Source organism: Companilactobacillus bobalius, assembly GCF_002179915.1.
Taxonomy (GTDB): Bacteria; Bacillota; Bacilli; order Lactobacillales; family Lactobacillaceae; genus Companilactobacillus; species Companilactobacillus bobalius.
The window spans coordinates 1-26,179 of sequence record NZ_MYFM01000009.1 but is presented as its reverse complement, the minus strand read 5'-3'; the positions used below and the strand labels follow the sequence as shown (position 1 = coordinate 26,179).

The 26,179-nt window shown below is 34.6% G+C and carries 43 protein-coding genes and 1 tRNA gene; 27 read left to right on the top strand and 17 right to left on the bottom strand.

The window, feature by feature from the left end; all coding sequences use genetic code 11:
• Positions 1-56 precede the first annotated feature (56 nt).
• The 4 genes from LKACC16343_RS12780 to LKACC16343_RS12765 form a co-directional block, all read right to left on the bottom strand.
• On the bottom strand, positions 57-326 hold the full coding sequence (locus LKACC16343_RS12780) for a SemiSWEET family transporter (protein ID WP_411762970.1): 270 nt from the start codon (positions 324-326) through the stop codon (positions 57-59).
• Positions 327-550: 224 nt separating this feature from the next.
• Positions 551-1,735: an acetate/propionate family kinase gene (locus LKACC16343_RS12775; RefSeq protein WP_056950235.1), complete on the bottom strand. Its 1,185-nt coding sequence runs from the start codon at positions 1,733-1,735 to the stop codon at positions 551-553.
• 178 nt (positions 1,736-1,913) lie between these two features.
• On the bottom strand, positions 1,914-2,828 hold the full coding sequence (locus LKACC16343_RS12770) for a DUF7916 family protein (RefSeq protein ID WP_056950232.1): 915 nt from the start codon (positions 2,826-2,828) through the stop codon (positions 1,914-1,916).
• Between the two features lie 11 nt (positions 2,829-2,839).
• Positions 2,840-4,162, bottom strand: coding sequence for a PTS sugar transporter subunit IIC (locus tag LKACC16343_RS12765; protein WP_056950229.1), 1,323 nt, complete (start codon positions 4,160-4,162; stop codon positions 2,840-2,842).
• 227 nt (positions 4,163-4,389) lie between these two features.
• Here LKACC16343_RS12765 and LKACC16343_RS12760 point away from each other — a divergent pair, with 227 nt between their 5' ends.
• The 4 genes from LKACC16343_RS12760 (at position 4,390) to LKACC16343_RS14405 (ending at position 6,303) form a co-directional block, all read left to right on the top strand.
• Complete coding sequence (locus LKACC16343_RS12760; RefSeq protein ID WP_056950226.1) at positions 4,390-5,106, top strand: GntR family transcriptional regulator; 717 nt, start codon at positions 4,390-4,392, stop codon at positions 5,104-5,106.
• Positions 5,107-5,242: 136 nt separating this feature from the next.
• Positions 5,243-5,830 carry a type 1 glutamine amidotransferase family protein gene (locus LKACC16343_RS12755; RefSeq protein WP_056950223.1) on the top strand — a complete coding sequence of 196 codons (588 nt, stop codon included), beginning with the start codon at positions 5,243-5,245 and terminating at the stop codon, positions 5,828-5,830.
• 75 nt (positions 5,831-5,905) lie between these two features.
• A complete protein-coding gene (locus tag LKACC16343_RS12750) occupies positions 5,906-6,151 on the top strand; it encodes a GlsB/YeaQ/YmgE family stress response membrane protein (RefSeq protein ID WP_025084941.1) in 246 nt (81 codons plus the stop codon).
• Positions 6,152-6,162: 11 nt separating this feature from the next.
• Positions 6,163-6,303, top strand: coding sequence for a hypothetical protein (locus LKACC16343_RS14405; RefSeq protein WP_087721299.1), 141 nt, complete (start codon positions 6,163-6,165; stop codon positions 6,301-6,303).
• Positions 6,304-6,346: 43 nt separating this feature from the next.
• Here LKACC16343_RS14405 and LKACC16343_RS12740 read toward each other — a convergent pair whose 3' ends face one another.
• Complete coding sequence (locus LKACC16343_RS12740; protein WP_056950220.1) at positions 6,347-6,916, bottom strand: TetR/AcrR family transcriptional regulator; 570 nt, start codon at positions 6,914-6,916, stop codon at positions 6,347-6,349.
• A gap of 124 nt (positions 6,917-7,040) precedes the next feature.
• Between LKACC16343_RS12740 and LKACC16343_RS12735 the strand changes: the two genes are divergently transcribed.
• A complete protein-coding gene (locus tag LKACC16343_RS12735; protein WP_056950217.1) occupies positions 7,041-8,072 on the top strand; it encodes an SDR family oxidoreductase in 1,032 nt (343 codons plus the stop codon).
• A gap of 15 nt (positions 8,073-8,087) precedes the next feature.
• On the opposite strand, the gene LKACC16343_RS12730 is transcribed toward LKACC16343_RS12735, so the two are convergent.
• Entirely contained in the window at positions 8,088-9,002 is a 915-nt protein-coding gene (locus LKACC16343_RS12730; RefSeq protein ID WP_056950213.1) for a hypothetical protein, read from the bottom strand.
• 268 nt (positions 9,003-9,270) lie between these two features.
• Between LKACC16343_RS12730 and LKACC16343_RS12725 the strand changes: the two genes are divergently transcribed.
• On the top strand, positions 9,271-9,552 hold the full coding sequence (locus LKACC16343_RS12725) for a hypothetical protein (RefSeq protein WP_056950210.1): 282 nt from the start codon (positions 9,271-9,273) through the stop codon (positions 9,550-9,552).
• Between the two features lie 165 nt (positions 9,553-9,717).
• Positions 9,718-9,789, top strand: a tRNA-Gln gene (locus tag LKACC16343_RS12720).
• Positions 9,790-9,867: 78 nt separating this feature from the next.
• Here LKACC16343_RS12720 and LKACC16343_RS12715 read toward each other — a convergent pair.
• Positions 9,868-11,016 carry a tyrosine-type recombinase/integrase gene (locus tag LKACC16343_RS12715; RefSeq protein ID WP_056950206.1) on the bottom strand — a complete coding sequence of 383 codons (1,149 nt, stop codon included), beginning with the start codon at positions 11,014-11,016 and terminating at the stop codon, positions 9,868-9,870.
• A gap of 141 nt (positions 11,017-11,157) precedes the next feature.
• Here LKACC16343_RS12715 and LKACC16343_RS12710 point away from each other — a divergent pair, with 141 nt between their 5' ends.
• The gene (locus tag LKACC16343_RS12710; RefSeq protein WP_056950203.1) at positions 11,158-11,769 is read left to right on the top strand and encodes a hypothetical protein; all 612 of its coding nucleotides are present in this window, start codon (positions 11,158-11,160) and stop codon (positions 11,767-11,769) included.
• Here LKACC16343_RS12710 and LKACC16343_RS14400 read toward each other — a convergent pair.
• The 6 genes from LKACC16343_RS14400 to LKACC16343_RS12685 form a co-directional block, all read right to left on the bottom strand.
• A complete protein-coding gene (locus tag LKACC16343_RS14400) occupies positions 11,766-11,909 on the bottom strand; it encodes a hypothetical protein (protein WP_156638737.1) in 144 nt (47 codons plus the stop codon). The two genes, LKACC16343_RS12710 and LKACC16343_RS14400, sit on opposite strands and share 4 nt — an antisense overlap.
• Before the next feature lie 89 nt (positions 11,910-11,998).
• A complete protein-coding gene (locus LKACC16343_RS12705; protein WP_056950199.1) occupies positions 11,999-12,364 on the bottom strand; it encodes a DUF805 domain-containing protein in 366 nt (121 codons plus the stop codon).
• A 74-nt stretch (positions 12,365-12,438) separates the two neighbouring features.
• Positions 12,439-12,645: a hypothetical protein gene (locus LKACC16343_RS12700; protein WP_056950196.1), complete on the bottom strand. Its 207-nt coding sequence runs from the start codon at positions 12,643-12,645 to the stop codon at positions 12,439-12,441.
• An 18-nt stretch (positions 12,646-12,663) separates the two neighbouring features.
• Positions 12,664-13,155 (bottom strand): hypothetical protein, encoded by a 492-nt coding sequence (locus LKACC16343_RS12695; RefSeq protein WP_056950193.1) that lies wholly within the window; start codon positions 13,153-13,155, stop codon positions 12,664-12,666.
• Positions 13,156-13,216: 61 nt separating this feature from the next.
• On the bottom strand, positions 13,217-13,615 hold the full coding sequence (locus LKACC16343_RS12690; RefSeq protein ID WP_056950191.1) for a M48 family metalloprotease: 399 nt from the start codon (positions 13,613-13,615) through the stop codon (positions 13,217-13,219).
• A gap of 3 nt (positions 13,616-13,618) precedes the next feature.
• Positions 13,619-13,954: a helix-turn-helix domain-containing protein gene (locus tag LKACC16343_RS12685; protein ID WP_056950188.1), complete on the bottom strand. Its 336-nt coding sequence runs from the start codon at positions 13,952-13,954 to the stop codon at positions 13,619-13,621.
• A 258-nt stretch (positions 13,955-14,212) separates the two neighbouring features.
• Here LKACC16343_RS12685 and LKACC16343_RS14185 point away from each other — a divergent pair, with 258 nt between their 5' ends.
• On the top strand, positions 14,213-14,437 hold the full coding sequence (locus tag LKACC16343_RS14185) for a hypothetical protein (RefSeq protein ID WP_143444271.1): 225 nt from the start codon (positions 14,213-14,215) through the stop codon (positions 14,435-14,437).
• Here the strand turns inward: LKACC16343_RS14185 and LKACC16343_RS12680 are convergent.
• Positions 14,397-14,690 carry a hypothetical protein gene (locus tag LKACC16343_RS12680; RefSeq protein ID WP_056950184.1) on the bottom strand — a complete coding sequence of 98 codons (294 nt, stop codon included), beginning with the start codon at positions 14,688-14,690 and terminating at the stop codon, positions 14,397-14,399. The genes LKACC16343_RS14185 and LKACC16343_RS12680 overlap by 41 nt on opposite strands.
• A 238-nt stretch (positions 14,691-14,928) precedes the next feature.
• On the opposite strand from LKACC16343_RS12680, the gene LKACC16343_RS14395 reads away from it, so the two are divergent.
• Positions 14,929-15,075 carry a hypothetical protein gene (locus LKACC16343_RS14395; RefSeq protein WP_156638736.1) on the top strand — a complete coding sequence of 49 codons (147 nt, stop codon included), beginning with the start codon at positions 14,929-14,931 and terminating at the stop codon, positions 15,073-15,075.
• Here the strand turns inward: LKACC16343_RS14395 and LKACC16343_RS12675 are convergent.
• Positions 15,038-15,256 (bottom strand): hypothetical protein, encoded by a 219-nt coding sequence (locus LKACC16343_RS12675; RefSeq protein ID WP_056950181.1) that lies wholly within the window; start codon positions 15,254-15,256, stop codon positions 15,038-15,040. The genes LKACC16343_RS14395 and LKACC16343_RS12675 overlap by 38 nt on opposite strands.
• A 61-nt stretch (positions 15,257-15,317) precedes the next feature.
• Between LKACC16343_RS12675 and LKACC16343_RS12670 the strand changes: the two genes are divergently transcribed.
• Entirely contained in the window at positions 15,318-15,521 is a 204-nt protein-coding gene (locus LKACC16343_RS12670; protein WP_054642070.1) for a helix-turn-helix domain-containing protein, read from the top strand.
• An 18-nt stretch (positions 15,522-15,539) separates the two neighbouring features.
• The gene (locus LKACC16343_RS12665) at positions 15,540-16,316 is read left to right on the top strand and encodes a phage antirepressor (RefSeq protein WP_056950178.1); all 777 of its coding nucleotides are present in this window, start codon (positions 15,540-15,542) and stop codon (positions 16,314-16,316) included.
• Positions 16,317-16,418: 102 nt separating this feature from the next.
• Here the strand turns inward: LKACC16343_RS12665 and LKACC16343_RS12660 are convergent, their stop codons facing one another.
• Positions 16,419-16,775: a hypothetical protein gene (locus LKACC16343_RS12660; protein ID WP_056950174.1), complete on the bottom strand. Its 357-nt coding sequence runs from the start codon at positions 16,773-16,775 to the stop codon at positions 16,419-16,421.
• A 67-nt stretch (positions 16,776-16,842) separates the two neighbouring features.
• On the opposite strand from LKACC16343_RS12660, the gene LKACC16343_RS12655 reads away from it, so the two are divergent.
• From LKACC16343_RS12655 to LKACC16343_RS14385, 4 genes are read left to right on the top strand one after another with little or no spacing between them, the layout of a single operon-like run.
• Complete coding sequence (locus tag LKACC16343_RS12655) at positions 16,843-17,079, top strand: hypothetical protein (protein ID WP_056950171.1); 237 nt, start codon at positions 16,843-16,845, stop codon at positions 17,077-17,079.
• A 28-nt stretch (positions 17,080-17,107) separates the two neighbouring features.
• Positions 17,108-17,242, top strand: a complete 135-nt coding sequence (locus LKACC16343_RS14640; protein ID WP_256970480.1) for a hypothetical protein — start codon at positions 17,108-17,110, stop codon at positions 17,240-17,242.
• An 11-nt stretch (positions 17,243-17,253) separates the two neighbouring features.
• The gene (locus LKACC16343_RS14390) at positions 17,254-17,397 is read left to right on the top strand and encodes a hypothetical protein (RefSeq protein ID WP_156638735.1); all 144 of its coding nucleotides are present in this window, start codon (positions 17,254-17,256) and stop codon (positions 17,395-17,397) included.
• Complete coding sequence (locus tag LKACC16343_RS14385) at positions 17,394-17,555, top strand: hypothetical protein (protein WP_156638734.1); 162 nt, start codon at positions 17,394-17,396, stop codon at positions 17,553-17,555. Before LKACC16343_RS14390 ends, LKACC16343_RS14385 begins: the two co-directional genes overlap by 4 nt.
• Before the next feature lie 84 nt (positions 17,556-17,639).
• Here LKACC16343_RS14385 and LKACC16343_RS12650 read toward each other — a convergent pair whose 3' ends face one another.
• Complete coding sequence (locus LKACC16343_RS12650; RefSeq protein WP_056950168.1) at positions 17,640-17,960, bottom strand: hypothetical protein; 321 nt, start codon at positions 17,958-17,960, stop codon at positions 17,640-17,642.
• Between the two features lie 49 nt (positions 17,961-18,009).
• On the opposite strand from LKACC16343_RS12650, the gene LKACC16343_RS14635 reads away from it, so the two are divergent.
• The 11 genes from LKACC16343_RS14635 (at position 18,010) to LKACC16343_RS12600 (ending at position 25,981) form a co-directional block, all read left to right on the top strand.
• Positions 18,010-18,138: a hypothetical protein gene (locus tag LKACC16343_RS14635; RefSeq protein ID WP_256970566.1), complete on the top strand. Its 129-nt coding sequence runs from the start codon at positions 18,010-18,012 to the stop codon at positions 18,136-18,138.
• On the top strand, positions 18,125-18,382 hold the full coding sequence (locus LKACC16343_RS12645; protein ID WP_056950165.1) for a hypothetical protein: 258 nt from the start codon (positions 18,125-18,127) through the stop codon (positions 18,380-18,382). The genes LKACC16343_RS14635 and LKACC16343_RS12645 overlap by 14 nt, the downstream gene beginning before the upstream one ends.
• 240 nt (positions 18,383-18,622) lie before the next feature.
• Positions 18,623-19,099 (top strand): siphovirus Gp157 family protein, encoded by a 477-nt coding sequence (locus LKACC16343_RS12640; RefSeq protein WP_056950162.1) that lies wholly within the window; start codon positions 18,623-18,625, stop codon positions 19,097-19,099.
• Positions 19,100-19,825 carry an AAA family ATPase gene (locus LKACC16343_RS12635; RefSeq protein ID WP_056950159.1) on the top strand — a complete coding sequence of 242 codons (726 nt, stop codon included), beginning with the start codon at positions 19,100-19,102 and terminating at the stop codon, positions 19,823-19,825.
• Positions 19,800-20,390, top strand: a complete 591-nt coding sequence (locus LKACC16343_RS12630) for a hypothetical protein (RefSeq protein ID WP_056950156.1) — start codon at positions 19,800-19,802, stop codon at positions 20,388-20,390. Before LKACC16343_RS12635 ends, LKACC16343_RS12630 begins: the two co-directional genes overlap by 26 nt.
• The gene (locus LKACC16343_RS12625; protein WP_056950153.1) at positions 20,377-21,732 is read left to right on the top strand and encodes a DEAD/DEAH box helicase; all 1,356 of its coding nucleotides are present in this window, start codon (positions 20,377-20,379) and stop codon (positions 21,730-21,732) included. Before LKACC16343_RS12630 ends, LKACC16343_RS12625 begins: the two co-directional genes overlap by 14 nt.
• Positions 21,733-21,749: 17 nt before the next feature.
• Positions 21,750-22,001: a hypothetical protein gene (locus LKACC16343_RS12620; RefSeq protein WP_056950151.1), complete on the top strand. Its 252-nt coding sequence runs from the start codon at positions 21,750-21,752 to the stop codon at positions 21,999-22,001.
• Entirely contained in the window at positions 22,002-22,526 is a 525-nt protein-coding gene (locus LKACC16343_RS12615; RefSeq protein ID WP_056950147.1) for a DUF669 domain-containing protein, read from the top strand.
• A 10-nt stretch (positions 22,527-22,536) separates the two neighbouring features.
• Positions 22,537-24,864: a phage/plasmid primase, P4 family gene (locus LKACC16343_RS12610; RefSeq protein ID WP_056950144.1), complete on the top strand. Its 2,328-nt coding sequence runs from the start codon at positions 22,537-22,539 to the stop codon at positions 24,862-24,864.
• Positions 24,865-25,180: 316 nt separating this feature from the next.
• A complete protein-coding gene (locus tag LKACC16343_RS12605) occupies positions 25,181-25,489 on the top strand; it encodes a VRR-NUC domain-containing protein (RefSeq protein ID WP_056950141.1) in 309 nt (102 codons plus the stop codon).
• 21 nt (positions 25,490-25,510) lie between these two features.
• The gene (locus tag LKACC16343_RS12600) at positions 25,511-25,981 is read left to right on the top strand and encodes a helix-turn-helix transcriptional regulator (protein WP_056950138.1); all 471 of its coding nucleotides are present in this window, start codon (positions 25,511-25,513) and stop codon (positions 25,979-25,981) included.
• The last annotated feature ends 198 nt before the right edge of the window (positions 25,982-26,179 follow it).

Here is a 26,179-nt window from a genome sequence, read left to right as displayed (position 1 = left end):
TTTGTGAATTTTTACTTGATTATTTGAATTGTTATTGTATGTCATAAATTTTAGATTTAACTAAAATTAAATACTGCAGTGATGAAGGTTGCTGCTCCGAGAAAAATACCGGGAATATTAGCCCAAACAATTGGCCAATCCTTTTCTTTCTTGAGTAATCCATAAGCTGTCCAAATAGTACAGTTGATAAAAGCAACGAGTGGTTGTATAGGATTTCCCTTACTACCAGATAGGTTGGATATAATCTGGGGAATATATGAAACGTACATTAGAACAGACATAGCGCTCGCGACTGTTCCGATTCTCTCTACCTTTTCTGAACTGATTTTCTTCAATTGAATTAACTTCCCTTCGTGTTACAAACTATTCTTACTGTTAGTAAAATATGTATGCTTAAAAAAAAGTCATTGTTGATATAATTAATTTGCACCAATTGACCATAACTACAAAATAAACCAGACAAAATGTATTGTCAATCAATACGATGTTTCACAAGGCTGAGAAACAAAAAGACGTTAGTCCGTGTGACTAACGTCTTTTATAGTAAATTTTAATTGTGAATTTCAGCAACTTGGCGTACCATCATTAACTCTTCATCAGTAGGAATTAAGAAAACTTTGATAGCAGAATCAGGGCTACTGATAAGTCCTTCTTGAGCGGCTTCATTTAACTTATCATCCAATTTTACGTTAAAAATGGAAAGTTCATCGATGATTTGTTTTCTTAACCAGGCATTGTTTTCGGCAATACCACCGGCAAAGACTAGAGCATCAGCACGATGCAATTCAGTTAAGAAACTACCAGCATATTTAATGACACGGTTAACGAAAATATCAATAGCCAATTTAGCTTGTTTGTCAGTATCTTCTTTAGCTTTGATATCACGCATATCGGAAGAGAATTCAGCAATTCCTAAAAGGCCGGATTCTTGGTTGAAAATGTCTAGAACTTTATTAGGATCATCAAGCTTTAATTCTTTCATCAAAAAGGGCACTAAGGCTGGATCGATGTCCCCGGAACGTGTTCCCATTGTTACACCATTGAGAGGTGTGAATCCCATTGAAGTATCAAAGGCTTTACCATTTTTAACAGCGGCGAGTGATGCACCACTGCCCAGATGCATGGTTACCAAGTTGACATCTGATTGTGGCTTGTCGAGCAATTCAGCGGCACTTTTGGTCAAGTAAGTGTGAGAAATGCCGTGTTCGCCATAACGACGAATCTGATATTTCTTAGTTAACTCATATGGCAAACTGTAAATAGCATTTTTCTCTGGTAGATCAGTGAAGAATTGACTATCGAAAACGGCATATTGCTTAACGTTAGGCAAAGTTTCGGCCATTGTTTCAATTCCCTTAGCTTCCATAGGATTGTGAAGGGGAGCAAAATCGCTAAGATCCTTGATTTGTTGCAACACGTCAGGTGTAATTTCAACAGCATGCTTGAAAACTTGACCTCCCGCAACGACACGATGTGCTACGGCTGTAATTTCTGATAGATCTTTGATAATGTCTAAGTTTTGTAACTCTTCAAAGACCATTTGAGCAGCTTGATTTTGAGTTAAATTATCTTGTGTTTTTTCGAACTTCTTACCATTATATTTCATTTTGAAGAAGGAAGCGGGGGCATTAATTCTTTCTACAGTACCACTTGCCAAAACTTTTTCGGATGGCATTTCAAACAATTTCCATTTTAATGATGAACTGCCGGCGTTGACGATCAACGTTTTTTCCATTACGAAATCACTCTTTTCTATTAATATGAAGCTTTCATCATTAAATATGTTATATAAAGAATCGTGTCATTGCAATAACATGGGGACTAATAAATATGGAATTGTAATTTAATTTTAAAAAGGAGTAACCCTTAAGTACCTAAGAGTTACTCCTTTTATATTAGATTTAAGTACATATTTATCTCTTAACACTTCTAGATATACCGGCGATGTAGTGACGGTAACCTGAAATAGCTTGCTTCAATTCGGAAATATTTTCAAATCTATTTCTCTGAGCATCGCCAATATGTTGAATATCAAAACCGATTTCTTTATTTTCTAGTGCCATTGTTTTGATAATATCTGGTTGGCTAGATTCTTGAGATGTTCCAATGGCGCTCATAGCCAAGATTCCATTATCATGAGCTAAATCAACAGCCAATTTCAAATCTTCTTTTCTTATACCCCAAACGGTTCCAACTGAAGGAAGTAGAAGAATGTCAGCTCCTGCTTGAATGTAATCTTTGACAACTTGTTCTGTAAAGATAGGCTCATTTCCGCCTGCCTTATGCATTTTACCAGCGATAATAACACCACCAAAATACTTTTTTGCTAATTCAATCGCATGGGTAATAGCTTTATTAGAAGTTCCAACTCCTGGATTAGCGGTTAGGCAAACGAAGTCGAAGCCTAATTCTTTAGCACGCTTTAAAGTTTCTTCGTTTGCTTGTCGACCCTTGGGGATTTCTAATCTTGTTTCTAACATTTCAGCTTTTAAATCTACTGGTTCAAGGTTTAATCCTAAAGGTCTTCCAACATATTCTTTTAATTCCTTAACAACAGAGTCTCTAGGAATAGCGTTTTGAACGTTTTCTTGATCAGGCATTCCTAAAATAATGGGATTTAATGTATCAAAGGTATTTAAAAGAATCATATCGGCACCTGAAGCTTTAGTCATTTCACTGATGGTTATTCCATCTTCAACGGGCTCATGCATGACGACATTTTCACTTAAAACTACACGTCCTTCGCTAGCCTTAATTGAAGTTAAAAGTTCCTCTTTATTCATTTTAGATATTTCACTTGCAGTAGCACTAATTAATCTTGTCGACATTTATAATTCTCCTATGCTTTTTCTTCGTCTAATTTTTCAGTTAAAACTTGCTTGTTGTTGATTGAGGCAACGAACGGTAAATATATTAGAGTACCAATCACTAAATTAATAATTTGAATGACAGCACCACTGATACTATTGGTTGCTAAGTATCCTGAAATAATGGGTGGCATTGTCCAATTTAAGACAGTGCCAGTTGGCTTAGCTACCAATCCCCATTTCATACTTAGGTAAGTAGTTGTCGCAAAAACCATAGGTACAAGAATAAATGGAATGATAATGGCTATGTTGAATACAACTGGGTATCCAAACATAACGGGTTCATTAATATTAAAGATAGCTGGAGCTGCACCTACTGAAGTAATGGCCTTACTTTCGGCACTTGCCTTTTTCATAAGAACAAGGATGAATAAAGCAAGAATTAAACAGGCAGTAGCACCTGATCCACCCATATAAGTAAAGTTATCCATAAATGAGTTGGTTACAATATTTGGTACTTCTTTACCATGTTGTAGAGCCAACCTATTGGCATCGGAGTTCATCAACCAAATAGGATTCATAGCTGAATTAATAACAGTACCATGAACACCAATACTCCAAACTAAACTGTTTAGTCCAACAGCAATCAGGGTACTAGCTAGAGTGCCACCTAAAAATGATAGTGGTTTATTTAATAATTTCAGAATAACTTCATGTATGTTGTTAAATCCAAACATACCGATAATAATAGCAACTAAAATCCACATAGCAATGATTACGAATCCCGGTAATAGAGCACTGAAAGTTTTGGAAATTGCAGGTGGAACACTTTCAGGCATTTTAATCTCGATATTATGTTCAATGAACATCGAAAAGATCTTAGCAGAAATCAAGCCAAGAATAATAGCAACGATAAGTCCCTTACTTCCTAAATAAGTTAAATCGACACCTGTTTGTCCAGCTTTATTTGTGATAACGGGTGTAATTGTTAAATATGAACCTAAAGCAACGAAACCTGAACCAATCGACTTTAATTCATCGTGAATATGGCTTTTAGTAAAGCTATATGCAATACCGAAGACAGTTGGAATTACCATAATTCCGAAAGTCATGTTGGTCATCATATTTAAAAGATTACTTAAATTATCAAAGTATGGAATTTTGATTCCTTGTAAAGTTTGTGTCCAATTGTCAAAAGGTAAACTATTAATAATAAGTGGAACAGATCCAATAATGATTAAGGTGATAGCAAATCCAACACCATCACGAATGGCCATTAAAGCCTTATTCGCGGCTAATTTGTTAGCAAATGGCATGATTTTCTTGTTTAAAAATTCAGAAAATCCATTTTTCATTTTATATTCCCCCAGAATATGTATTAATAATCATTTAAATTAGTAAATTGAAGATTATTTACTAATAATTCTTCCCTTAAATTCACCTCTCTTGTATCCGCTTACAATATATCATCACTGTAATTATATGTCCACATCATTTTATAAATAAGACTAGTCTTTTAAAATAAAAATGAAGTCAATGTTAAATGATGATAAAATCTTTTATAAGATATAGGAGAAAAATTATGGAGTACAAATATAAAAAGATTGCTGAAAATATTAAATCAAAAATAAAAAATGGACAATATAAGGCGGGGGATATCTTACCTGATCAATCTCAAATTGCTAAAGATTTCAATACTACGAGAAGTACGGTGCATAAAGCTTTGAATTTATTAGTCATTGAAGGAATGATTTACTCTAAACGGGGTGCTGGAACTTTTGTCAGAAAAGATTTTAATCTAGATACAAAATATAAAAGTGTTTCAGCTTTAGAAAAACCATTAGGTGCCACTTATACTCATCAAGCTAATAAAGTAACTAGCAAGATTTTAAGTTATTCGGCTAGACTTCCAACAGAAGAAGAAATGGAAAAGTTACTAATTGAATCTGATGCGCCTGTATATGATATTCAAAGAATTCGATATATGGATGGAAAAATTTTTGCTTACGAACATACAATTATGCCAACTACGATAGCACCAATAAATGAGGATGTACTAGAACATTCTATTTATGACCACTTGAAGAATTTGGGATTGAATATTGAAGGATCTCATCGAATAGTAAAGGCTGATAGAGCTGATAAAACTGATCTTGAAACTGGAATAGCTAAAGACAAAGTGGATCCTGTGTTAGTTATTATTCAATTAAGTTATTTAGATGATGGTCAACCGTTTGAATTGTCTGAATCACGTTTTCCATTTGAAAATAGTGAATTAATTGCCGATATTACATTATAGTTAATCAAGTATGTGCCTTGTTATTAATCAAAAAGTATTACATTAAAATCTTTTGTAAATCCTTGCTTAAGGACAAGAGATTATATTACAGTTAAATAACTGCTATATGAAAATTTAATTATCAGAGGAGTTATTAATGAAAACAGCAATATTTTTTATATTAAACGAATATGCAGATTGGGAAGGCCCTTATTTGTCTAGTCAACTGAATCAAAACTCTGAATGGACGGTTAAGACCGCCTCATTTTCCGATGAAGTGACTTCTATTGGTGGATTTAAGACGGTAACTGATTATCGAATCGATAAATTACCTGAAAAGATCGATTTGTTAGTTCTGATTGGTGGTAACTCTTGGGATGTTAAGAATGAAACATTGAAAAAATTAATTTCTGACAGATTGAAAAATAGTCAACCGGTTGGCGCTATATGTGGTGCTGTCGATTATTTGGCTAGCAATGGTTTATTGGAAGGTTACCAACATACGGGGAACTCTCAAGCAATTTGGAAAAATTATTCAGAATATAATAATCCTGATCAGTTCCTACCTCAACAAGTGGTTAGTGATAGGAACTTAGTAACTGCTAACGGTACTGCCGCTTTAGAATTCACTGAGGCTGTTTTAAAATTAATTCAATTTCTACCTGATAAACAACTGAAGCCTTTGATTGAATTGTATGACAATGGTTTTTACGAATACTGTAAAAAATATGGTAATCCATTCTAACAGCATATTCCGTGCATAGTTTACTGGAATTTAATAATATATAGAATATAAATATTATTAAGGAGGATTAACATTATGCATTGGTTATGGGTAATTATTGTCGGAGCTATTATTGGTGCACTTGCGGGTGCAATTACTAATAATGGTAAATCAATGGGATGGATCAGCAATATTTTAGCTGGTATTGTGGGATCAGCCTTAGGTGAGGGAATCTTAGGTGCCTGGGGTCCACAACTTGCAGGAATGGCAATTATTCCTTCATTAATCGGAGCCATTATTTTAGTCTTAGTGGTATCATTCGTTGTCAAAAAAATGTCGTGAGGTAAATAATTATGGATACTGTTAAATCAATTTTTAAGTTCATGGCTGTTAGTACATTAGTGGTCGGAGGTGTTCTTGTAGGTGGAACTATTTTAACTGCAAAGGGCATCGATAAGGCCGGCGATAAAATTCAAGCAAAATTACATGAATAAATATAAAAGACACTATCAATTTTTATTTAATTGATAGTGTCTTTTATTTTGTCGTTTCATTTTTCAGAGCTTTTAAAGTCGAAATTTGAAAATCAGCCAAAAGGACATGGATATCGTTGATGGTTTCAACTTGGCCACTAATTAGCCATTCACGCCAAATGGCATAGACACCGGCACCCATGAATTTGATCCAGTACTTACGTTGCATGGTTGTGAATTGACTCCAATCCATTGTTTGATCATAAAATTTTGCCATGTTCTCGTTAAAAATATTTTGGATGATCAGTTCATAATGCTTGTCGACTGCCATTTTTAAGGTACAGGATATTTCTTCAAATAAGGAGCCTAAGGCATTTATTTTTTGATCTTGTGGAATTCTGTTAATGATATTATCAAAGCCAGCACTTATTTTTGGTTGAATATAGGCAATTAGGACATCCTCTAAAGTATCAAAATTTCGGTAGAAGGCCATACGACTAACACCAGCTCGTTTGACGACTTGGGTAACCGTGATATCATTGAAATCCTTTGTTTCCAATAGCTGTAATAATGCGGTGATGAGATATTCTTGGGAATCTTGTTTAATTTTTTGTGAATGTTCGGTCGCTGCCATTACATTTTCTCCATTCTGTCACAGATGCTTCTGATTTGCTTGAGAAGCTGTTTCTTACATAGTAGGATACATTCATAAGCGTTACAAGTGAAACGTCAGTTAAAGTAAAATGGAGATATCAATTATGAAAAAACAATTAGTAGTCGTTACAGGTGGTAGTGGTTTTATTGCAGTACACATTATTTTGCAATTACTGCAACAAGGGTATGCGGTTAGAACAACGGTTCGATCAGCCAAAAAAGAAGATGTTATTAAAGAAATGCTATATACGGGTGGAGTGAAAGATTTTTCTGATTTATCCTTCTCACAAGCAGATTTGACTTCCGATAAGAATTGGGAAGAAACGATGCAAGGAGCAACTTATGTTATTCATGTGGCTTCACCAACTCCTAAATTGAACTTTAAAAATGAGGATGAGATGATTCGTCCAGCTGTAGATGGAGTTTTGCGTGTCCTTAAAGCCTCTAAAGATGCTGGAGTTAAACGAGTTGTTTTGACATCAGCTTATGGTGCCGTTTTTGCAGGTCACAAGAATCGTACAACACCATATACTGAAAAGGATTGGTCAGATCTTTCCGCTAAAAATATACATCCATATCAAAAATCAAAGACTATGTCAGAAATGGCCGCTTGGGACTTCATCAAAAAGGAAGGCGACGGTTTGCAACTAGCTGCGGTTAATCCGGTTGGCGTTATGGGACCAGTTTTGTCAGCTAAATATTCCCACTCTAATGTTCAAATTCAAGAAATGTTAGAAGGAAAAATCAAAGCCTTGCCTAAAGTTGATTCAGGTTACGTCGATGTTCGTGATGTCGCTAGCTTACATATTTTGGCAATGACTTCACCTAAGGCTGATGGCGAAAGATTCTTGGCTACAACAGGTGAAACTCTATCAATGATGGGTGTAGCCGACATTTTACGTGAAGCTTTTCCTGATTATGCAAGTAAAATTCCAACTAGAACTATACCGAATGCAGTTGTAAAAGCTGCTGCTTTAACTAATCCCCAACTTAAGATGATTGCTTCCATTGTTGGTAAGTACGCTGGTACTAGCAATAAGAAGGCTAAGGAGTTGTTAGGTTGGAACCCTCGTTCTGCTAAAACAGCTATCATTGCAACAGCACAATCTATGATTGATCTTGGCATCGTCAAATAAAAAAATGACTCTCAATTAAATTTGAGAGTCATTTTCGACTTTTAGAGGAGCAATATATTTTTTGAGAATAACGATCGAACCTAAGAAAAAGGTAGTTGCTAGAACAGCTGTCAGTGGCAACATGTGAAACATACTAGTAGGTAAAACTAAGGCCAATAGTGGAAAAGCAAAGGCAGCTGGCAATTTGATTTTTAAAAGTTGTAGTAATACGAAAACTAGTGGTAAAGCAATGATGGCCGAGATCAACCAAGAACTGATGAAGGTGTGAACTAAAACACCAATACTGGCTGCACCGACTAAAGCAATGAAATGTTTAATGGCCATTTTCCAACTGTATTGTGGTTTTTGTAGGACTTCGAAGAAAACGACCATAACCGGTGGAATGGCAGCCATTTGTGAAAAGCCAAAGAACCAAACAGCACCAACCCAGATAAGGGCCATGATGGCAAAAATCAGCATGTGATGTTTTTTGATAATGGAGCTAGGAGTTGTTTCCTTATAACTACCCTGAATGAAGACGCCGGTTGTCAAAACTAGTGTAAATAGTAGGATAGCAACGATAAAGGACCAATGGGTAGCGTTAATGATGATCGGCAATAGTCCAGTGGCAAATGATGGAGCCAAATTTGAGTGAAGAACTCGTAACAAAATTAGCATCAAGAGAAGACCCAGAAGGACTTTTTGTGCATAACCGATAGCTAACTGGTTGATTAGAAAACCAATAATGGCCGTTCCTGACGGAGCTAAGAAAATCTTCAATGGTTGATTGATCCAGCCACCATTTTGATAAATCCATGTTCCAGCTGTTAATGCTCCAATTTCGGGTAAAATGATCTCCATATCGTTAAGTAAAGTAGCACTGGCTACCATGATAATAATGAATGAAAATCCAATTAGATAATTTCTCTTCTCAATAGTACTTAAATGCATGTTTGTTTCGTCCTTCCGTAATGTAAATAGCTGATATCTTTTCAGCAAAACGAGATTAGTTTAACATACAATTATAATTATTTAAAATAAATAGTATATAATTTTGGAATATCGAAGAAGAACGGCTTCACCAAAATAAAACTTTACATTCTGGATAATTGACTAGTTTTAAATTTTAAAGCTATTAGAATGGGGGTCAAAGAAGTGAGTTACATATAGGAAATAGAAACTATGTCAATTCACTTGAAATTTGAAGGGAGTATTTATTATGGACGAATGTAAGGAGAAAGATTTAACTAGAACTTATGATATGGACGATATCGACGATTTATTGTGCGAACTGGATGACTCGAAGATCAGAATCAATGCTTTGATGGATTACAATTTGAAAATCAAGCGCATTAATGATGATCAAATCAACAAAAATATGGTGTCGCATGAATATCAACGACTGAGTCCGATCATCGAACTTTTGAATACTGAGATTTTTGAATCAATCGATAAATCCATCGACATTTTGGAATCTAACGTTAAGAAACAAAGTAAATAAGGATGAGCTTGACCGAAAAAAGTACATCTTGGCTGTTGTTTCAGTAGGGATGTTCTTTTTTTCGGGAAAAATACGGTTATATTTATAAGGAATAGCTGATTACTATTGACATTACAGCGTTTTTTTTATAACATTTTATTGTTGTTTAATACTTTTAATCATTAATGGGCATTCGCCAAATGGTAAGGCAGCGGACTCTGAATCCGCAATTTATTGGTTCGAACCCAATATGCCCAATGTATACACCAAGAAACCCTTATTATATCAAGGGTCTCAGCGCTTGAAACCGAAAATGTGGCACAAATTGTGGCACAGCTAGAAATTTACGTAATTCGCGTATTTCTGGGCGGTTTCTTTTTTTTGCTTTGAAGTAACTTCCGTGTAAATATCCATGGTTGTTTTATAGTTTTTATGGCCTAACTGTGATTGTACTTCTTTAATGGTTGCACCAGCTTCAAAAGCCAGTGTAGCAAAAGTACGCCTAAATCCATGAACTGTAATGTATTTCAAATCAAAACGATCAATGGTATCTACTAACCATTTACGTGGTGTGGTTGGTACGAACATTTCATTTTTTGTGTTTGAAAAGACTAATTGATTATTGCCAGTAGCATTGAATCCTAACATCAACAATTGTTTTCTTTGTTCATTACGCCAATGCTTTAGTATCTCCATAGTTTTAGGGTCAACATCCACAGTTCTGATACTTGTGGGTGTTTTAGGAGTATTAACTAACAGACGTCCATGTTCGCCCTGTGACTGAGTTTTATTGATACTAATCTGGTTAGTTTCAAAGTTGACATCAGTCCACAAGAGGGCAAGAGATTCACCTTTACGCATACCTGTAAACGCAAGAACTCTAAAGTAAACTTCTGCAATACTATTATCCATATCATGAAGACATTCAAAGAAATGTTTGAGTTCGGGTAGATCATAATAGTTTTCAGCCATAGTTTTTATTTGAGAGGTATTAACAGGCAAGATAACTCTATCAGCTGGGTTGTTTTCAATTATTTGCATCTTGTAAGCCCATGTTAAAACACGGTTAATGTAGTTATAGAATCTTTTATATCGTGTTAAACTTTGCTTAAACCATTTATTTATTGCTAGTTGGATTTGTACAGTAGTCAATTTCGATATTTTTGTTTTACCAATTTCTGGTAAAATATGAAGTGTAAAATGTTCATCAGTTTTGGAATAGGTAGATTCCTTGACTGTTAACTTGTACTGATCGAACCATTTAAGGTAAATATCCTTAAACGATAAATTTCTATATTGAGAGAAGCTTCTATTATTAAATTCCAATTGTGCTTGGGTTAATAATTTTAAAGCTTCTTTTTTTGTTGCAATACCGCTTTTAGATACTCGTACTTGTTTTCCAGTGACTTCATCATAGCCAAGGAATGTTCTGAATTTATATGCTGTGGTTCCGTTTTTCTTTTTATATTTAGTTATTTCACTCATTTTATTTTCTCCTAAGTTTGCGTGGGAGCAGAGTTTAAGAGAGTAAGTAAGGGCATCACCTCCTTAATTTTGATGTTAAATATACACAGTCATCATGCTATACGTGATATAATATTATATGGAATATATTAGGAGGACTATATGAATTTAACATCATTAATATCATCACTTATAGTTTCTGGTAGTTTAGGGTATTTAAATTTTGTTATTCTACTCAAACAAGGAACCATAAATTATTATAAAAATAATAACGACGAGAAGAAGATACTACTGGTCTTCTTTGGTGGAATGAACTATTTTTTGTATTTGTTAATAGGTAGTTTTAATTCAAATGTAAGACAAGGTGATTATTTAGCGATATCACTGAATATCTTATATGTGGCTTTAGTAAGTCTTTTAATTTCTTTTGCAATTGCCCCATGGATTGTTCGGCTTGCTAATTATATTATAAATAAAATTAGAGATAGAAAGGGTATCGGTGAAATAGACACCCTTTCAGCTAATGATTATTTCTTCCAGTCTAGTGAGGTTCAAAGAATTTATGTATTTAATTTAAAAAATGAATTAGTAACATGTGGATACTTGGAGTATTCTCCTAGTACAGATTTCTCAGAAAATAGTTTGGTATTGGTTCCTTTTGAAAATGAAGATTATGAAAAGAATTATGCTGAAGTAAAAAGGGATGCTAGAAAGTATAAATCGAGAGAGCTATTTAATGCCGACCTTGGACTAAAAATAATAGATTTGTATTAGTCCTTTTTCTTTGGATCATTGATACTTGGTTTATTTTTTACGTTATCTGGTACCTTGCTTTTGATACCAAAGTTAGCTCTTTTCTCCACATCGTCGTGGCGAGTATTCATATCTTTTCTTAAATTATTATCATCGCTCATAATAGAGCCCTTCCAGTCACGCTTAATGGCGTGGCTTTTTTAATTTTGGTAAAAATAAATAAGCCTACATGAGACTTATTTACAATTATTTAGTTCCAACGGCTTCTTTTTGAAGGTAATATCATTAATATAAAGAACCAAATTGTACCGATTACTGGAATCAAATCGATTAATAACCACCAGCCTGAACGATCGGTGTCATGTAATCTACGAACCTTTACTGTAAATGTTCCTATCCAAACGATGATACTTATAATATAAAGCGCCCAGTTTGCTGTCAAATCGGTGAGGTTATATATGTCCTCAATTGGGTGCCCCATCATTTTTTGAATGATGCTAATAATCAAACCAGACAAGATATAATTTATGATTACTGGCCACCAATAATCAGAGCGAGAACTAGTGCTTGAAAAATTAAAAATATTATTCCAGAATTTTTTATATGAGCTTATCATTATAAATGTCCCCTTTGTTTTCAGCTTTTAATGTCGTTCAGTATTTGGACTGAAAGCCTACTTGAGACTTAGATTTATTTTTTAAATGCTAGATAAAGAAAAATAACAAATATAGCCAACGCCAGAAGTCCACTATGGAACATCGTAATTGCAAATATTGGAGCAAATATTGCAATCACAAGAAAGCATCCACCGCGATTTATTTTGTTTTCATATTCAGCACGACCATCTTTATATGCCTTTTTTGTTACTTCATATTTTCGTTTTTCATCATCATTCACAATAATCTCCCCTTAACATCATTTGTGATAGACAGCAATTTTATCAGGCATTGTTAAAATAACATGTTTGTCCGAATAGCTTTCACTAATACCTGAATTTATTTGAGCATCGTTAATTTTACTTGAACCATTCAAAGCAACTTGAGCGGTCAATTTATTATGTAAACGAATTTTCTTCTTGGATTTTGTAACTAGTAAGAAGTATTGACTACTATGTTTAGTGGGCGTTAACAATACATGATATTGTTTCATTGAATCAGCACCTACATCTTTTACATAGAACTTATTCAATGTAACAGTGCCAAATAAGTCATTGTCTGAATATTGAGACATGTTTGTTATATCAAATTTAGATTTAATATTTGGATAATCAGAATTTGGTGACAACTTTTTAACCGTTTTAGTATCATCCGATGCATAAACATTTATTGTCGATATGGTTTCTAAACTAGCCGTCGCACTCATTAATATAGCCATACCAGTGATTAATAGTTTGTTATACTTATTCATAATTTCCCCCATAAATATATATTTAATCAGTATAAGTATATCAGAAGGGATGGATTAAAAATCACATTACAGCCATTTTTCTTTTGGCAATGTATTCATATCTCAATGGAATACAGAATTGCTGTAGAAACATAATATAGCTATTGAAGTGGATATCATAATCTTTACAATATTGTAGTAGTAAATCTATGGCTACCTTATTAGCAGCACTTTCAGCATTAATTTTTCCCACACTAGACTTGTCATACATATAGCAAGAATCACCATTAAGCATATGACCAATCTCATGAGCTACCACCATTGGTAGTTCCTTTTGCTTGTACCAATTCGTATTAATAAACATCATGTTACGTTCTGGTATAGCTAAGGAAGGCCAATCAGAATCTATTCCATTAAGTAGTTCGAATCCTATGTGATGATCTAGTGCGTAATTCAGTAAGTAAGTTGTAACATCACTCATATATTATTTTCCCCCGTCTAAGATACGCCTAATCATTTCTAATTCCTCCGGTGGTATTTCTCTACCACCATAACTCATAACAGTGTAATCGTCTTGCATCGCATCTTTGATATCTACTTTCTTAGACTTAGTGTTAACATCCGGATCATCGGTTTTACCCAATAGGTAGTCTACAGATACGTGTAAAACATTAGCAACCTTAGATAGGCTTTCAGTACTAGGCGTTTTAGTTTTCCAATGATATATGGAATTTGTGCCTAAGCCAGCTTTGTCATTTAGTTTTGTTAGGGAATACCCCTGTTCTTTTGAAACTTTTTTAATTCGTTCAAACGTTGTCATAACAATGTTCTCCATAAGTTTGACGAATTTAATTAGCACAAATGCGTAAATACACTTGCAAAATTAGCATTTGTGCGTAATAATTAATTCATCAAGTAATTGAGCAACAAAAACAAACGACCACCGATACAATGCTTTGGCGAGAATTGCGGTAGTAATAGGGTTTAAATTGCTTATTTGGTATGCCTTCATATTAGCACCTGTGCTAATTGAGGTCAATAACTTGATGAAAAAATAACAGTAAAGGGGGAAAAGAAATTGTATTCATATCAAAAGATGAATCCATACCTTTCATACGAAATGTTCTCTGATAAAGATTTAGTTGATCAGCTACTAACAGTGGTAAACAGATCTGGTAAATCATATGAGACAAAAGAAAAAGCACTCCATCTGGTAAATGAAATGCTTTTCTATGAATTAGTTAATTCAAATACACGAGATACTAGTCATCAAGAGAAATCGCAGAAACCTTTTGGATTCTAATCACTAGAAAATCTAAGTGTTTTTCAGTACCAAGTATAGATACATCGTTCAAGATTATAAAATCTTTAGAATTTGAATTTTTAGCACGCATCTCAGAAAACTCTTTTATTAATGGGTTATCAATTTTTTCTAAATCATTTTTCAATGGCAGCCCAGTAACAAAGGTTGAATCAATTCCAATAATTATTCTTTTGTTCTTTTTCAATGCATCTTTTTGAAAAAATGCAACAGAATCTAATATTGAATCGGTCATATTTTTCACCTCGAATATATATGAATTAATCAAATTATAACAATAGAAAGGAGTGAGAAAGATGAATGATCAAAAGTATTGGTTCATGTTAGGAATATCTACCATTCTTTCAATATTTGCTCTGGTGTTAGGCATTCTGCAGTTGATAGGTTAACTTCATAAGGTTCGAAATCGGTTTCAATTTTTACCTCGAATATATGGAATAAACAAATTATAACAATAGAAAGGAGTGAGAAAGATGGAAGAACAAGAAAAAGCTTTAACTACCATTAATAGTCAAAGCTTCAACAAATTTAATTTGGATATATTGATTGATGAGAAACAATCAGAAAAATCAATAAAGGCCCTTAATCAAGCTCTAAAAAGTTCTTTAAAGCAAGTCTAACTAGGTTATCTACACGTTGTTGCTGATAGATGTGTTCAGTATTAAAGGCGATATCCTCTTCACTATCAGTATTTTTTAAAGCAATTTTACCTATTTGATCCATATTATCTTTTGAATCAAATGATTCATTAAATTGCTTTATGAATTCATCAAATTTTTTATCAAATTCTTGTTCAGTCATACTTTTCACCTCGAATATATATGGAATAAACAAATTATAACAATAGAAAGGAGTTGATTACATGCCAGAACAACAATTTGCAAAGGTAGCACATGACATTGAACGATCAATTAAGATTGCATTGCTTAATCGAGATATGACTCAAAAAGAGTTAGCTGAATTGATTCATGCTAATCCACAGCAACTAAATAGAGCTATTAAAGGTGACATGACACCTAAATCACGTGAACTACGTGAACAAGTAGCACGAGTTTTAAATCTATAAAAAAGAGGGAAGTAAATAATGAATAACTTACAGGAGTTTAATTTTAAAGGAAACAATGTACGAACGGTACAAATTGATAACGCACCTTATTTTGTTGGTAACGACATTACAAATACCTTGAAATATAAAAATGGACGTAAAGCCATAAGCGATCACGTTGATGTCGAAGATGTGAGGGAGGAACGAATCGTTACACCCTCTGGTATTCAAAAAATGAAAGTCATTAATGAATCAGGACTTTACAGTTTGATTCTTTCCAGCAAGTTACCAGCCGCAAAAGAATTCAAACGTTGGGTTACATCAGAAGTCCTACCAACTATCAGAAAACATGGTGCTTACTTAACTGATTCCGCAATTGAGCAAACGTTGACTGATCCTGATTACTTAATCAAATTAGCCACACAGCTAAAAACTGAACGCGAAGGCAGATTGATTGCTGAACAACAAGTAGCAGAGGACAGACCAAAAGTTACTTATTATGACAAAGTTCTTGCTAATCCATCATTAGTAACTATAACTATCATTGCTAAAGATTATGGGATGAGTGGTAGAGAAATGAACGCTAAACTTCATGAACTTGGAATTCAATATAAACAAGGTAAAACGTGGTTGCTTTATTCTAAATATCAACATAATGGTTGGACTCATTCAGATACAACGATGGTTAAACGAAAAGATGGAACTGAAAAGGCTGTTTTAAACACTAAGTGGACTCAAAAAGGTCGTTTAGGACTATATGAAGTTCTTAAGCAGCACAATATTTATCCTATGATTGAACAACTTATGGAGGTCTAACCAATGGATAACCTTAAAGGCTGGATATGGGCAATTTTCATAGTATTTTATCCGTTTATTGAAATAGGAATAATAATAATTTTACTTTTGATGATGTTTTTCTTATTTTTTTAAATTCAATAAAAGAATAAGAAGTGTAGTAATTACAGTTACCGCTACTGGAACAAGAATACTTTTTAAAAAGAAAAGAACTAATGTAGTTTTCCAAGATTCAAAAAATTTCATTAACTTAGCAGTTGGACGAAACCCGTATATCCCAGTTGCTGTCATAAAACCAGAAAAAAAACCGTTAATGGAATCAATGTAACCAAGTCTATATAAATATTCCAAATTTAATTGATCATCATATTTTGGAAATTTTTTTCTAATATCAAGTGCATTAGGTTTATTTCCATTTTTGGTTTCAGAAACGATGTAATTCATGATTCTAATAGATGCTATATCTAATTTTTGTTCCATAATTATTTTTCCTCATATTTAGGTTAATTAATAAAATTATAGCATTGAGAAAAAGGAGGTCTAAACAATGGGAGAAATTAGACCAATTGAAATGTTGCTAAGCGAACGACAGTTTCAAATATTGATAGATCAAGTCATTAAAGCTTTAACACGTAAATGGCTACGAACTAAAGACTTACCGAACTATTTAAGCATGGCTGACAGTACGATTCGCAAGAATTTACCAGGGCTACCATTCCATGTAATAGATGGCATCAAGCTTTATGATCCGAATGAAATAGACGATTACATTAAAGATTTATAAAAAAAAAACAAGTGTGGGAGCGAGTTTTATGAGAAGCATATCAATACCAGCAATCGTGTGGGTGCCAGTAGCAATAATTGCGATTGTCAGTTTAACCATATACATGATGATTGGCGATAATTTCAGTAAGTTTTTACATAAATATACAGACTTTTATATGTAAGGAGGGATGTTATGAGTGCATTAAAAAAAGTCATCACAGGAATACATGAGTGGCTTAGAGATTTTGATTTTGACTGGGAAGTAGTAGGAATGATTTTACAAGGAATATCAGTACTTTGCTGGATTGCAGTGGCCGTAATGGAGAGTATTAAATGAAGAAAGAACTAATAGATAGTAGTAAGGAATTCAATGACGATTGGGATAAAGTTAGTCAATATATTATGAAAACATATGAGAAGGAGTTTCATCATTTTCCGAACTCCATTGATCTCGTGGTAAGCGATGGTTCTCAAAGAATTGAAATTCACTTATGAGGAGGTAACCATATGAAAAATAAATTAAGCAAAGTGTTACCAAGCATAATATCGGGAATAATATGGTTGATTTTAGGCTATCTACTAGCCAAATTTACCAAGTAAATAACCAATAACACCAGTTACTGTTCCAGTTATTATTGGATAAAGAATTTTATCCTTCCAATGATTCTTACGTTTTTCAATCGCTTTAGATAATTCATTTTTACCATCTACGGTTAGTACATAAGATGTGGGATACAGTGTCTCTTTATTATCATCCCATTCCATTGTCGCAAGGATTAATTCATCTTTATACATTAAATCTTGAAGTATTTGATTGTTGTAATAGTAGTCCGGATCAGTATTAATACTATTTTCTTTAACTTGTTTTAACAATTTCATTTGTTCTTTAGAAAGCTCCATTATTATCACTTCCTTTCTCAAGGAAAATTATATCAAAGAAGATGAGTACATGGATAACTTCGATGCGTGGCTAAGAAATGAGCCATTGCCAGAAGAAGAATACGACAAAGTAGGTGACTGTGAACCATACGACTACTTAGAGGACGAAAAAATGGAGGAAAACGATGACAGAAATTAATCAAGATGTTTTAGATATCAATGAGGCATTGAACCGATATAAGGACACAAGCGAGTCCGTTGGATATGCTGATGGTTCGATTGCTGAAGTAATGAGTGAACGTGACAATGCTAATAATCTAGACGATAAAGAAGCGTATTCAAATATGATTGAACGTACAGACGCCATGAAAGCAATGATCAAAGACGACCAGGCTAAAGCACGAGAAGACGTCAAACGGGCTTTTGAGCACTACTACTCATAGAAGGGAAGTGAGAGTGTGGTAACAATCAGTGAGCACGTAAATCGTGTAATTATGGCATCCATCCACTACCGCAACAGGCAACTATTGTTTCATTGGATTATGTCTGATCGTAATCGTGAGAAATACCACGAAACTGCTAGAAAATTAAAGCAACAAAAAAACGCCTGTCTGACGGCAATCAGAATGGGCGCATACATTAACTAACATTTAGTTAAATTATACCACAGAAGGAGTACGAAAATGAGCGTTTATAAATTAACAGGAAAATTGTTAGATTTACAAAATCATGCTGATGATATTGATCCCACCACATTTGATGACACTGCTGATTCAATCAAGCTTAACTTAGGCAGTGAATACGATGACGTAATGAATTTAATTACTAATCTCAAATCTGATGTAGATGGAATTGACTCCGAGAAAAAACGTCTTACATTACGAAAAAATGCAATTAACAAAAACATTGCATATCTACGTAACATAATTGCACAAAGTATTAACGCAAGTGGCCAGACTAAGGTTAAAACTGCTAGTCACACTTACAGTGTTCCGGGAACATTCAAATACGAAGTAGTAGTTAATAAAGATACATTACCAAGTTCTTATTTCGTTATGAAACCACAAACTGATAATGCATTGATCAAAGAAGACTTGTTGAAAGGAAAAGTTGTTGGTGACGGTAAATTAGTTAAATCGTTACGAATGACAATTAGATAAATGGAAATAGTAAAAGCAGCAGATATTACTAAAGGAAAAGATTTTTCAGTGTTGATTTATGCACAACCAGGAACTGGTAAGACAACCACTGCTAAGTATTTGCCTGGTAAAACACTTGTAATCGATGTGGATAGAACAACCAATGTCCTATCTGGACTACCAAATATTGATATTGTTTACCTTGATACAATTCATCCAGCAATTAAGACAAAGCAATTGTTGAAAGACATTCATGATAACTACTTAGATAAGTATGACAATATTTTCTTTGATAACCTTTCGGAATTTGAACAATCATGGTTCGGTGAAAAGGCTAATGAAAGTAAAACTAAGTCTGGTAAAGATATGGGAACTCCACAGAAAGGAGATTACAACCAATACACATATTATCTCCACGATATGATTCAGTATATTAACAGTTGGCAAAATGTTAATAAGATTTACACAGCTTGGGAAGGCAATCGAGAAATTATTTCCCCAGAAGGTCAATCGTTCACGCAACTGATTCCTGATATTAGAGAAAAGTCAGTTAATAAAATCATGGGACTTATGAACGTCGTCGCTAGATTAGTTATCAATGATGAGACAAAGAAACGTGGTTACTTACTAGCACCGACACCAGCTTATTACGTTAAGAATCAAATTGATAATCGTTCATTTGCATTACAAGGTGATTTGTTTAAGTGGGGTGAAACAACTGATGACGAAAACACATCTAAAGAGTAAGCATCCACTTTATGGAGTTTGGAATGGAATGAAACAGAGATGCAATAATCCCAATCAAACTAAATATAAAAATTACGGTGCTAGAGGAATTCATTTATGTGAGAACTGGCAAAATAATTTTGAAACTTTCTTCAATTGGTCAATATTAAACGGATATTCGTACGGGTTAACCATTGATCGTATTGATGTGAATGGAAATTATGAGCCAAACAATTGTAGATGGGTCAGTCAAAAAGTACAGCAAAACAATAGAAGTAACAACCATTTAATTACAGATGAGAATGGAGTTACAAAAACCTTAGCAGAATGGGCTGATAGTGCAAAAGTAACCGAAGTGGCTTTGGCTAGAAGAATTAAAAACGGAATGAGTGTTAATGAGGCTATAACAAAAGGCAATTTGCATCCAAAGTTTATAACTATTAATGGCGAAACACACAACTTAAAAGAGTGGGGAGCTATAAAGGGATATAGACGGGGACTGATACCCTCAAGAATTGAACGTGGTTGGAATCCCGTAAAAGCAGTGTTAACACCACCACGTAAAGGCAATTATGTTCATTCTTAGAAACTATCAAAACAAACTGATCAATGACTTAAAGAATTCCTTAGTTCACGGTAATCACAATGTAGTGGTTCAATCCCCAGCTGGTTCAGGTAAGACAGTAACAATGGCTGCTATTGCTAAGAGTGCTACTGACAAGCACAACAACGTTCTATTCGTTGTTCATAGACGAGAGATTGTTGAACAAGTTAAGCAGACGTTTAAAGCATACGGAGTTGATATGACTCTCTGCTATGTGGGTATGGTGCAGACAGTAACAAGGCGATTGGAAAAATTAGACAAACCGCAGTTAATTCTTGTTGATGAATGTCACCATGCACTAGCTAAATCATACACTCGAATATTTGATTATTTTAAGCAAGCTAACGTTGTGGGATTCACAGCTACACCTATTAGATTATCCGGACAAGGATTATCAAAAGTGTTTGATGATTTAATACTAGGTCCACAGATTGATTGGTTAATTGATAATAATTTCTTGGCGCCTTATGAATACTATTCAGTCAAGTTAATTGATGATAAGAAATTGAAGAAAAATTCAACTGGAGATTTTAGTTCTAAATCTATGGATAGTGCATCTAAAAATATTATCTATGGGGATGTCATCAAAACATACAAGCGAGTCGCTAGCAATACTAAAACTATCATCTATACACACAACGTTGAATCAAGTATCAAGGTCGCAAAGGAATTTAATGATGCCGGTTTTAAAGCATTACAAGTTGATGGTAAGACACCAAAAGATAAACGCAAGCAAATCATGGATGATTTTAGAAGTGGCAAAGTAACAATCCTGGTCAATGCTGAGCTATACGGTGAGGGTGTGGACGTTCCAGATTGTCAAACAGTAATAATGCTACGTCCCACCGAATCGCTATCACTATTCATCCAACAATCAATGCGTTGCATGAGATATCGTCCAAATAAAACGGCAACGATTATTGATCACGTTGCAAACTATACAAGATTCGGATTACCTGATACTCCTAGAAAATGGAGCTTAGAGGGACGAGACAAGAAGAAAAATAGTGGGAATAGTTCAATTGCTATCAGAACATGTCCACATTGCTTTGCCGTAATATCAGCAGCTTATAGCACTTGTCCCATATGTGGCTATGAAATTGGAGTAGAGAACAAAGAATTAAAAGTAGACAAGTCAGTGAAAGTTGAAAAAATTGGTAAAGATTTTCACTTTAAAACTGATTATGAAAAGGTCCGATACAGCAAGATGGACCCGAAAGATGCAACGAGTTTTAGAGATTTACAGAAGATTGGCAAAGCCCGTGGTTATAAGCCTGGTTGGTCATTCTTTCAAGCAAAGGTACGTGGATTCGTACATCAATAACAAAGGAGACAAATTAAATGTCCAGAATAGATATAGAGAATGGGGTAAAAATCGGGTATGAAGTACTTAGTGAATATCCATCCGATGGCGACAGCTGTTTAACTGAAATTACAATAGATAGTGATGGCGGAAATTTTGGGTCATACGTTGATTCAAAAGGAAAAACACATTTAGTATTTCGCGGAACAATAGAATTTGAAAATTTGCGTGATGGATTAAAGTTCATTCTTAATAAATTAAACGATCAATATAACGGGGGAAACAATTAAATGTCATTTATCAAAACAAATTACTCAAAGAACCAAGAAAAGAAATATACACCGCTGCCAACAGGCGATTATGAAATGATTATCGAGTCAGCACAAGAAAGAGCAACTAAGAACGGTGCGGAATCACTTCAATTAAAACTAGTTGTTCGTAACGATCTTGATGGTGCAAGTGAATTGCAAAAGAAACATCATAACCGAAGCGTATTCATGGATAACTGGAAACGTAAAGCAACCAATCAATACGATATGCAAGGTTTCCAATATATCTTAGACGCTTGCAAGATTCCAGAAGGTACAGATATTCCAGATGTTCAGTCTTTCATGGATATCATTTCAAGAAAGCCGGTACTTGTTCATGTTGAAAAGACAACCGATACGTACAACGGTAAAGAACGAGAAATCAATCAAATTGCACCATGGGGAATCAGTCAAACTAAGTTCCCAGACGTTCAACACAAATTTAAAGATCCTAACCCAGTAAATGAGAAAGCACCGGAAGTGTCAGACAGCGACCTTCCATTCTAGGAGGTAACTAATGGCAGAGAAGTTAGTAACAAACTATGACCAAATACCACAAGAAATACGCGACTTAAAACAATGGGGACTATTCAAACTAAAGTGGGTTCCCGAACGTCAGAAAAATACTAAAATTCCTTACAACGCTATCAATGGTGAAAAAGCCCAGAGCAATAATGCAGACACGTGGACCACTTTTGATCAAGCTAGAGCAGAGTTGGAATTGAATAAGGATTTTGACGGATTGAGTTTCTTTTTTGCTAACGGATATGCCGGAATTGATATTGACCATGTGGAAGACGACATTCTCAGATACAGACAAGGTGACTATGAAGAAAACATCGTTGCAGAGTTCATGAACGCCACCAGATCGTATACAGAAATCAGTCAATCAGGCGCAGGAATTCACATCATTATCAAGGGTGAGATACCTGGGAGCAGAAGACGTAAGAATAACATTGAGATGTACGATAATGGTCGTTTCTTCGCTCTCACAGGCAATAGTTTTGGTAGTAGTAAAACTATAAGCAAAGCTAATATAAACGCTCTGTACGACAGATATTTAGCTGAGAAGAAGATTGTTCCACTAAGAACTTCCACAGATTTAGAGCCTAATAATCTATCGGAATTCGAGATCATTAAAAAGGCTATCGATAGTAAAAGCGGTCAGAATTTCAAAGCTCTAATGTATGGCGGTTGGGAACCACTATATGGCTCTCAATCAGAAGCGGACTTGGCACTAGCAAACTACCTAGCATTTTGGACTGGTAGAGATTTTGGAAAGATGGATGCTATATTCCGTCAATCGGTATTGTATCGAGAGAAGTGGGACGAGAAACACGGTAAAACTACATACGGCGTAGCAACTCTGAACAAAGCTATCAATGATACAAACAATGTTTTCACCAATCCTGAACATAGAACAGTTAAACATTACAACCTTGAATTCATGAAAGAACCTGACAAGGAATTGCCAAGACGTTCATGGGACGATACCGGTGAAGCCGATAGAGTAATTGATCAGTTTGGTGATTTAATTAAATACTCTTATATCAACAAGTGCTGGTACATATTCAATGGCAGTTATTGGGAAGTTGACCAATCAGGCAAGATACATCAATTAATTGATGCTATGACAGAAAGCATTGGAAAAGAAAAAATTGAAATCCCAGCTAATGCAGAGGAAAAAGAAGAAGCTGCTATCAAAAAAGCATTCGATAAATTCGTTAAGCACTCACGTAGTAATTCAGCTAAAAAGGCTGTCATGGACGAATTAAAACACAGAGTGCCAGTCGCACCGAATGAGTTTGATATTGATAAAACACTATTAAACGCAAGTAACGGTTATATCGATTTAGCAAGTGGAGAGCTACATGACCATGATATAAATAAATTGTTTAGCAAAGAAGCGAATGTAGAGTATTCCGATAAAGCAAGTTGTGATGAATGGATTAAGTTTTTAGATCAAATATTCGACCACAATCAAGAACTAATTGATTACGTTCAAACGGCTGTCGGATATTCAATGACTGGTTCAATCAAAGAACAAATTATGTTTATCCTTTACGGGAATGGTCGAAATGGTAAGTCAGTATTCCTAGAAACGATCAGCAATATTTTAGGAACATATGCAAAGACTATTCAAGCAAGTTCAATCATGGTCAAGCAAAACTCTGGTGGTCCGAATTCGGACATTGCCAGACTGGCGGGAGCTAGACTGGTAACCAGTTCTGAACCAAATGAAGGTTTAAGAATGGACGAAGGATTAGTTAAGCAATTGACTGGTGGAGATAAAGTTGTAGCACGTCAATTGTACGGTAAGGAATTTGAGTTTGAACCTGAATTTAAACTCTGGTTAGCAACTAACCACAAGCCTATTATCCGTGGTACTGACGATGGTATATGGAGACGTATCAGATTGATTCCATTTACGGTGCAGATTCCTGATGATCAAGTTGATAAAGACTTGAAGTACAAATTAGCTCGTGAATCAATTGGAATACTCAACTGGGCTGTTGACGGAGCATTGAAGTGGCAACAACATGGCCTCCACACTCCAAGAGTGATAGAGAGTGCAAGTGAAGGTTATCGTGAAGAAATGGATGTATTAAGTCAGTTTGTATCAGAATCATGTGATACAGGTACCGAATACACGATAAACGCTAGTCAGTTATACAAACTTTATAAGTCATGGGCTGAAGACAACGTTCAATATCAAATGAGTAATACGAAGTTTGGTAGAGAAATGACTAATCGCTTTAAGAAAGTTCATACCCGTGCAGGAGCAATATACAAAGGACTAAAAGTTAAAAGTGACACCAGATTGAACTGGATGGATCAAAAATAAATATGTGACGGGATTGTGATGTGTATGTTTCACAGGCTATCGGTTGGTACTGTAAGTGTTTCACAGCTATATATATACTGTGACGGGTTACTTCTTTAAAAGTAATAAAGAAAATAATATATATATATATATAAGAAACACGTATATATAAGCATAGAATAAAAAGTTTTTGAGTCACCCGTCACATATAAAAAAATATGGTCTGAAACCTTACAGCCGTAAGGCTCGTGGACGTTTGACTACCCGTCACTAAACACGTCACATTTGAGGTGATTTTATAAATAAAGCAGAAGAACACGAAATTCAGTCACAAATTATGATTGATGTAAGTAAACATCACTGTCATATCTTTAGAACTAATACAGGTACCGTGGAGATGAAAAGGGGCGGATATTTCCGTGCTGGACCACCCAGCGGTTTCCCAGACTTAACTGGATTTAAAGATAGCAATGGAAAAATATTCTTTATAGAAGTAAAGCGACCGAGTGGCCGTGCACGTGAAGATCAGAAACAGTTTCATTACATGTTAGCTAATCATGGGATTATTCACGGTATAGCACGAAGTTCAGAAGATGCATTGAAAATAATAGATGAGGAGCTGGTCGGGTATGGATTCGAATCATAATGATTGTGGAGGAAATAGAAAATGACTAATTCGGTAATAAAGATGGTTCAAGCTATTGAAGCTGATTATGGGACAGTTAACTGCAAAGAAGCTTCCAATGATCCTCGCTTGAAAGCATTACAAAGACGTTTCTCTGATCCGATTGAGCATCCCAAGAAGGTATATAAAAGTGACCGACTACGTAAGGCACAACGACTACTTGATAATACCAACCTTCCTAAATATAAAATTGCTGAAAAGGCTGGTTATAACAAAGATTATTTTGGAGCATTATGTGTAGATGGCTTCCTGGATGATAGCAAGTGGTATATCAATCGAAAACACCTTCATAATTATAAATATTTTTGTGATGACAAACTAATTGCCGAAGGCACGATTAATCAAATAGCTATGAAGCTAGGCAAAAGTCCCAGTACAATTCGTGGATGTACATTAAGCAGCTATAAAAAATACAAGCATGAACATGTTTACAAATTAGTAAAAGTTAAATAAGGAATGAGAGAGAGGAATAACAATGAATAAAGACATTGACAAGTATTTAAAGTGTATTTACACCATTCGATACGGCTATGAGGTGGAAAAATGAAATTAGTAAAAGAATTTATTCCTGATCAAGCAATTTGGGCTGAGACTAATGTTTTGAATAAAGTTAATGATTTTTGTAAGCAAAATAGCGTTGCCGATATCATT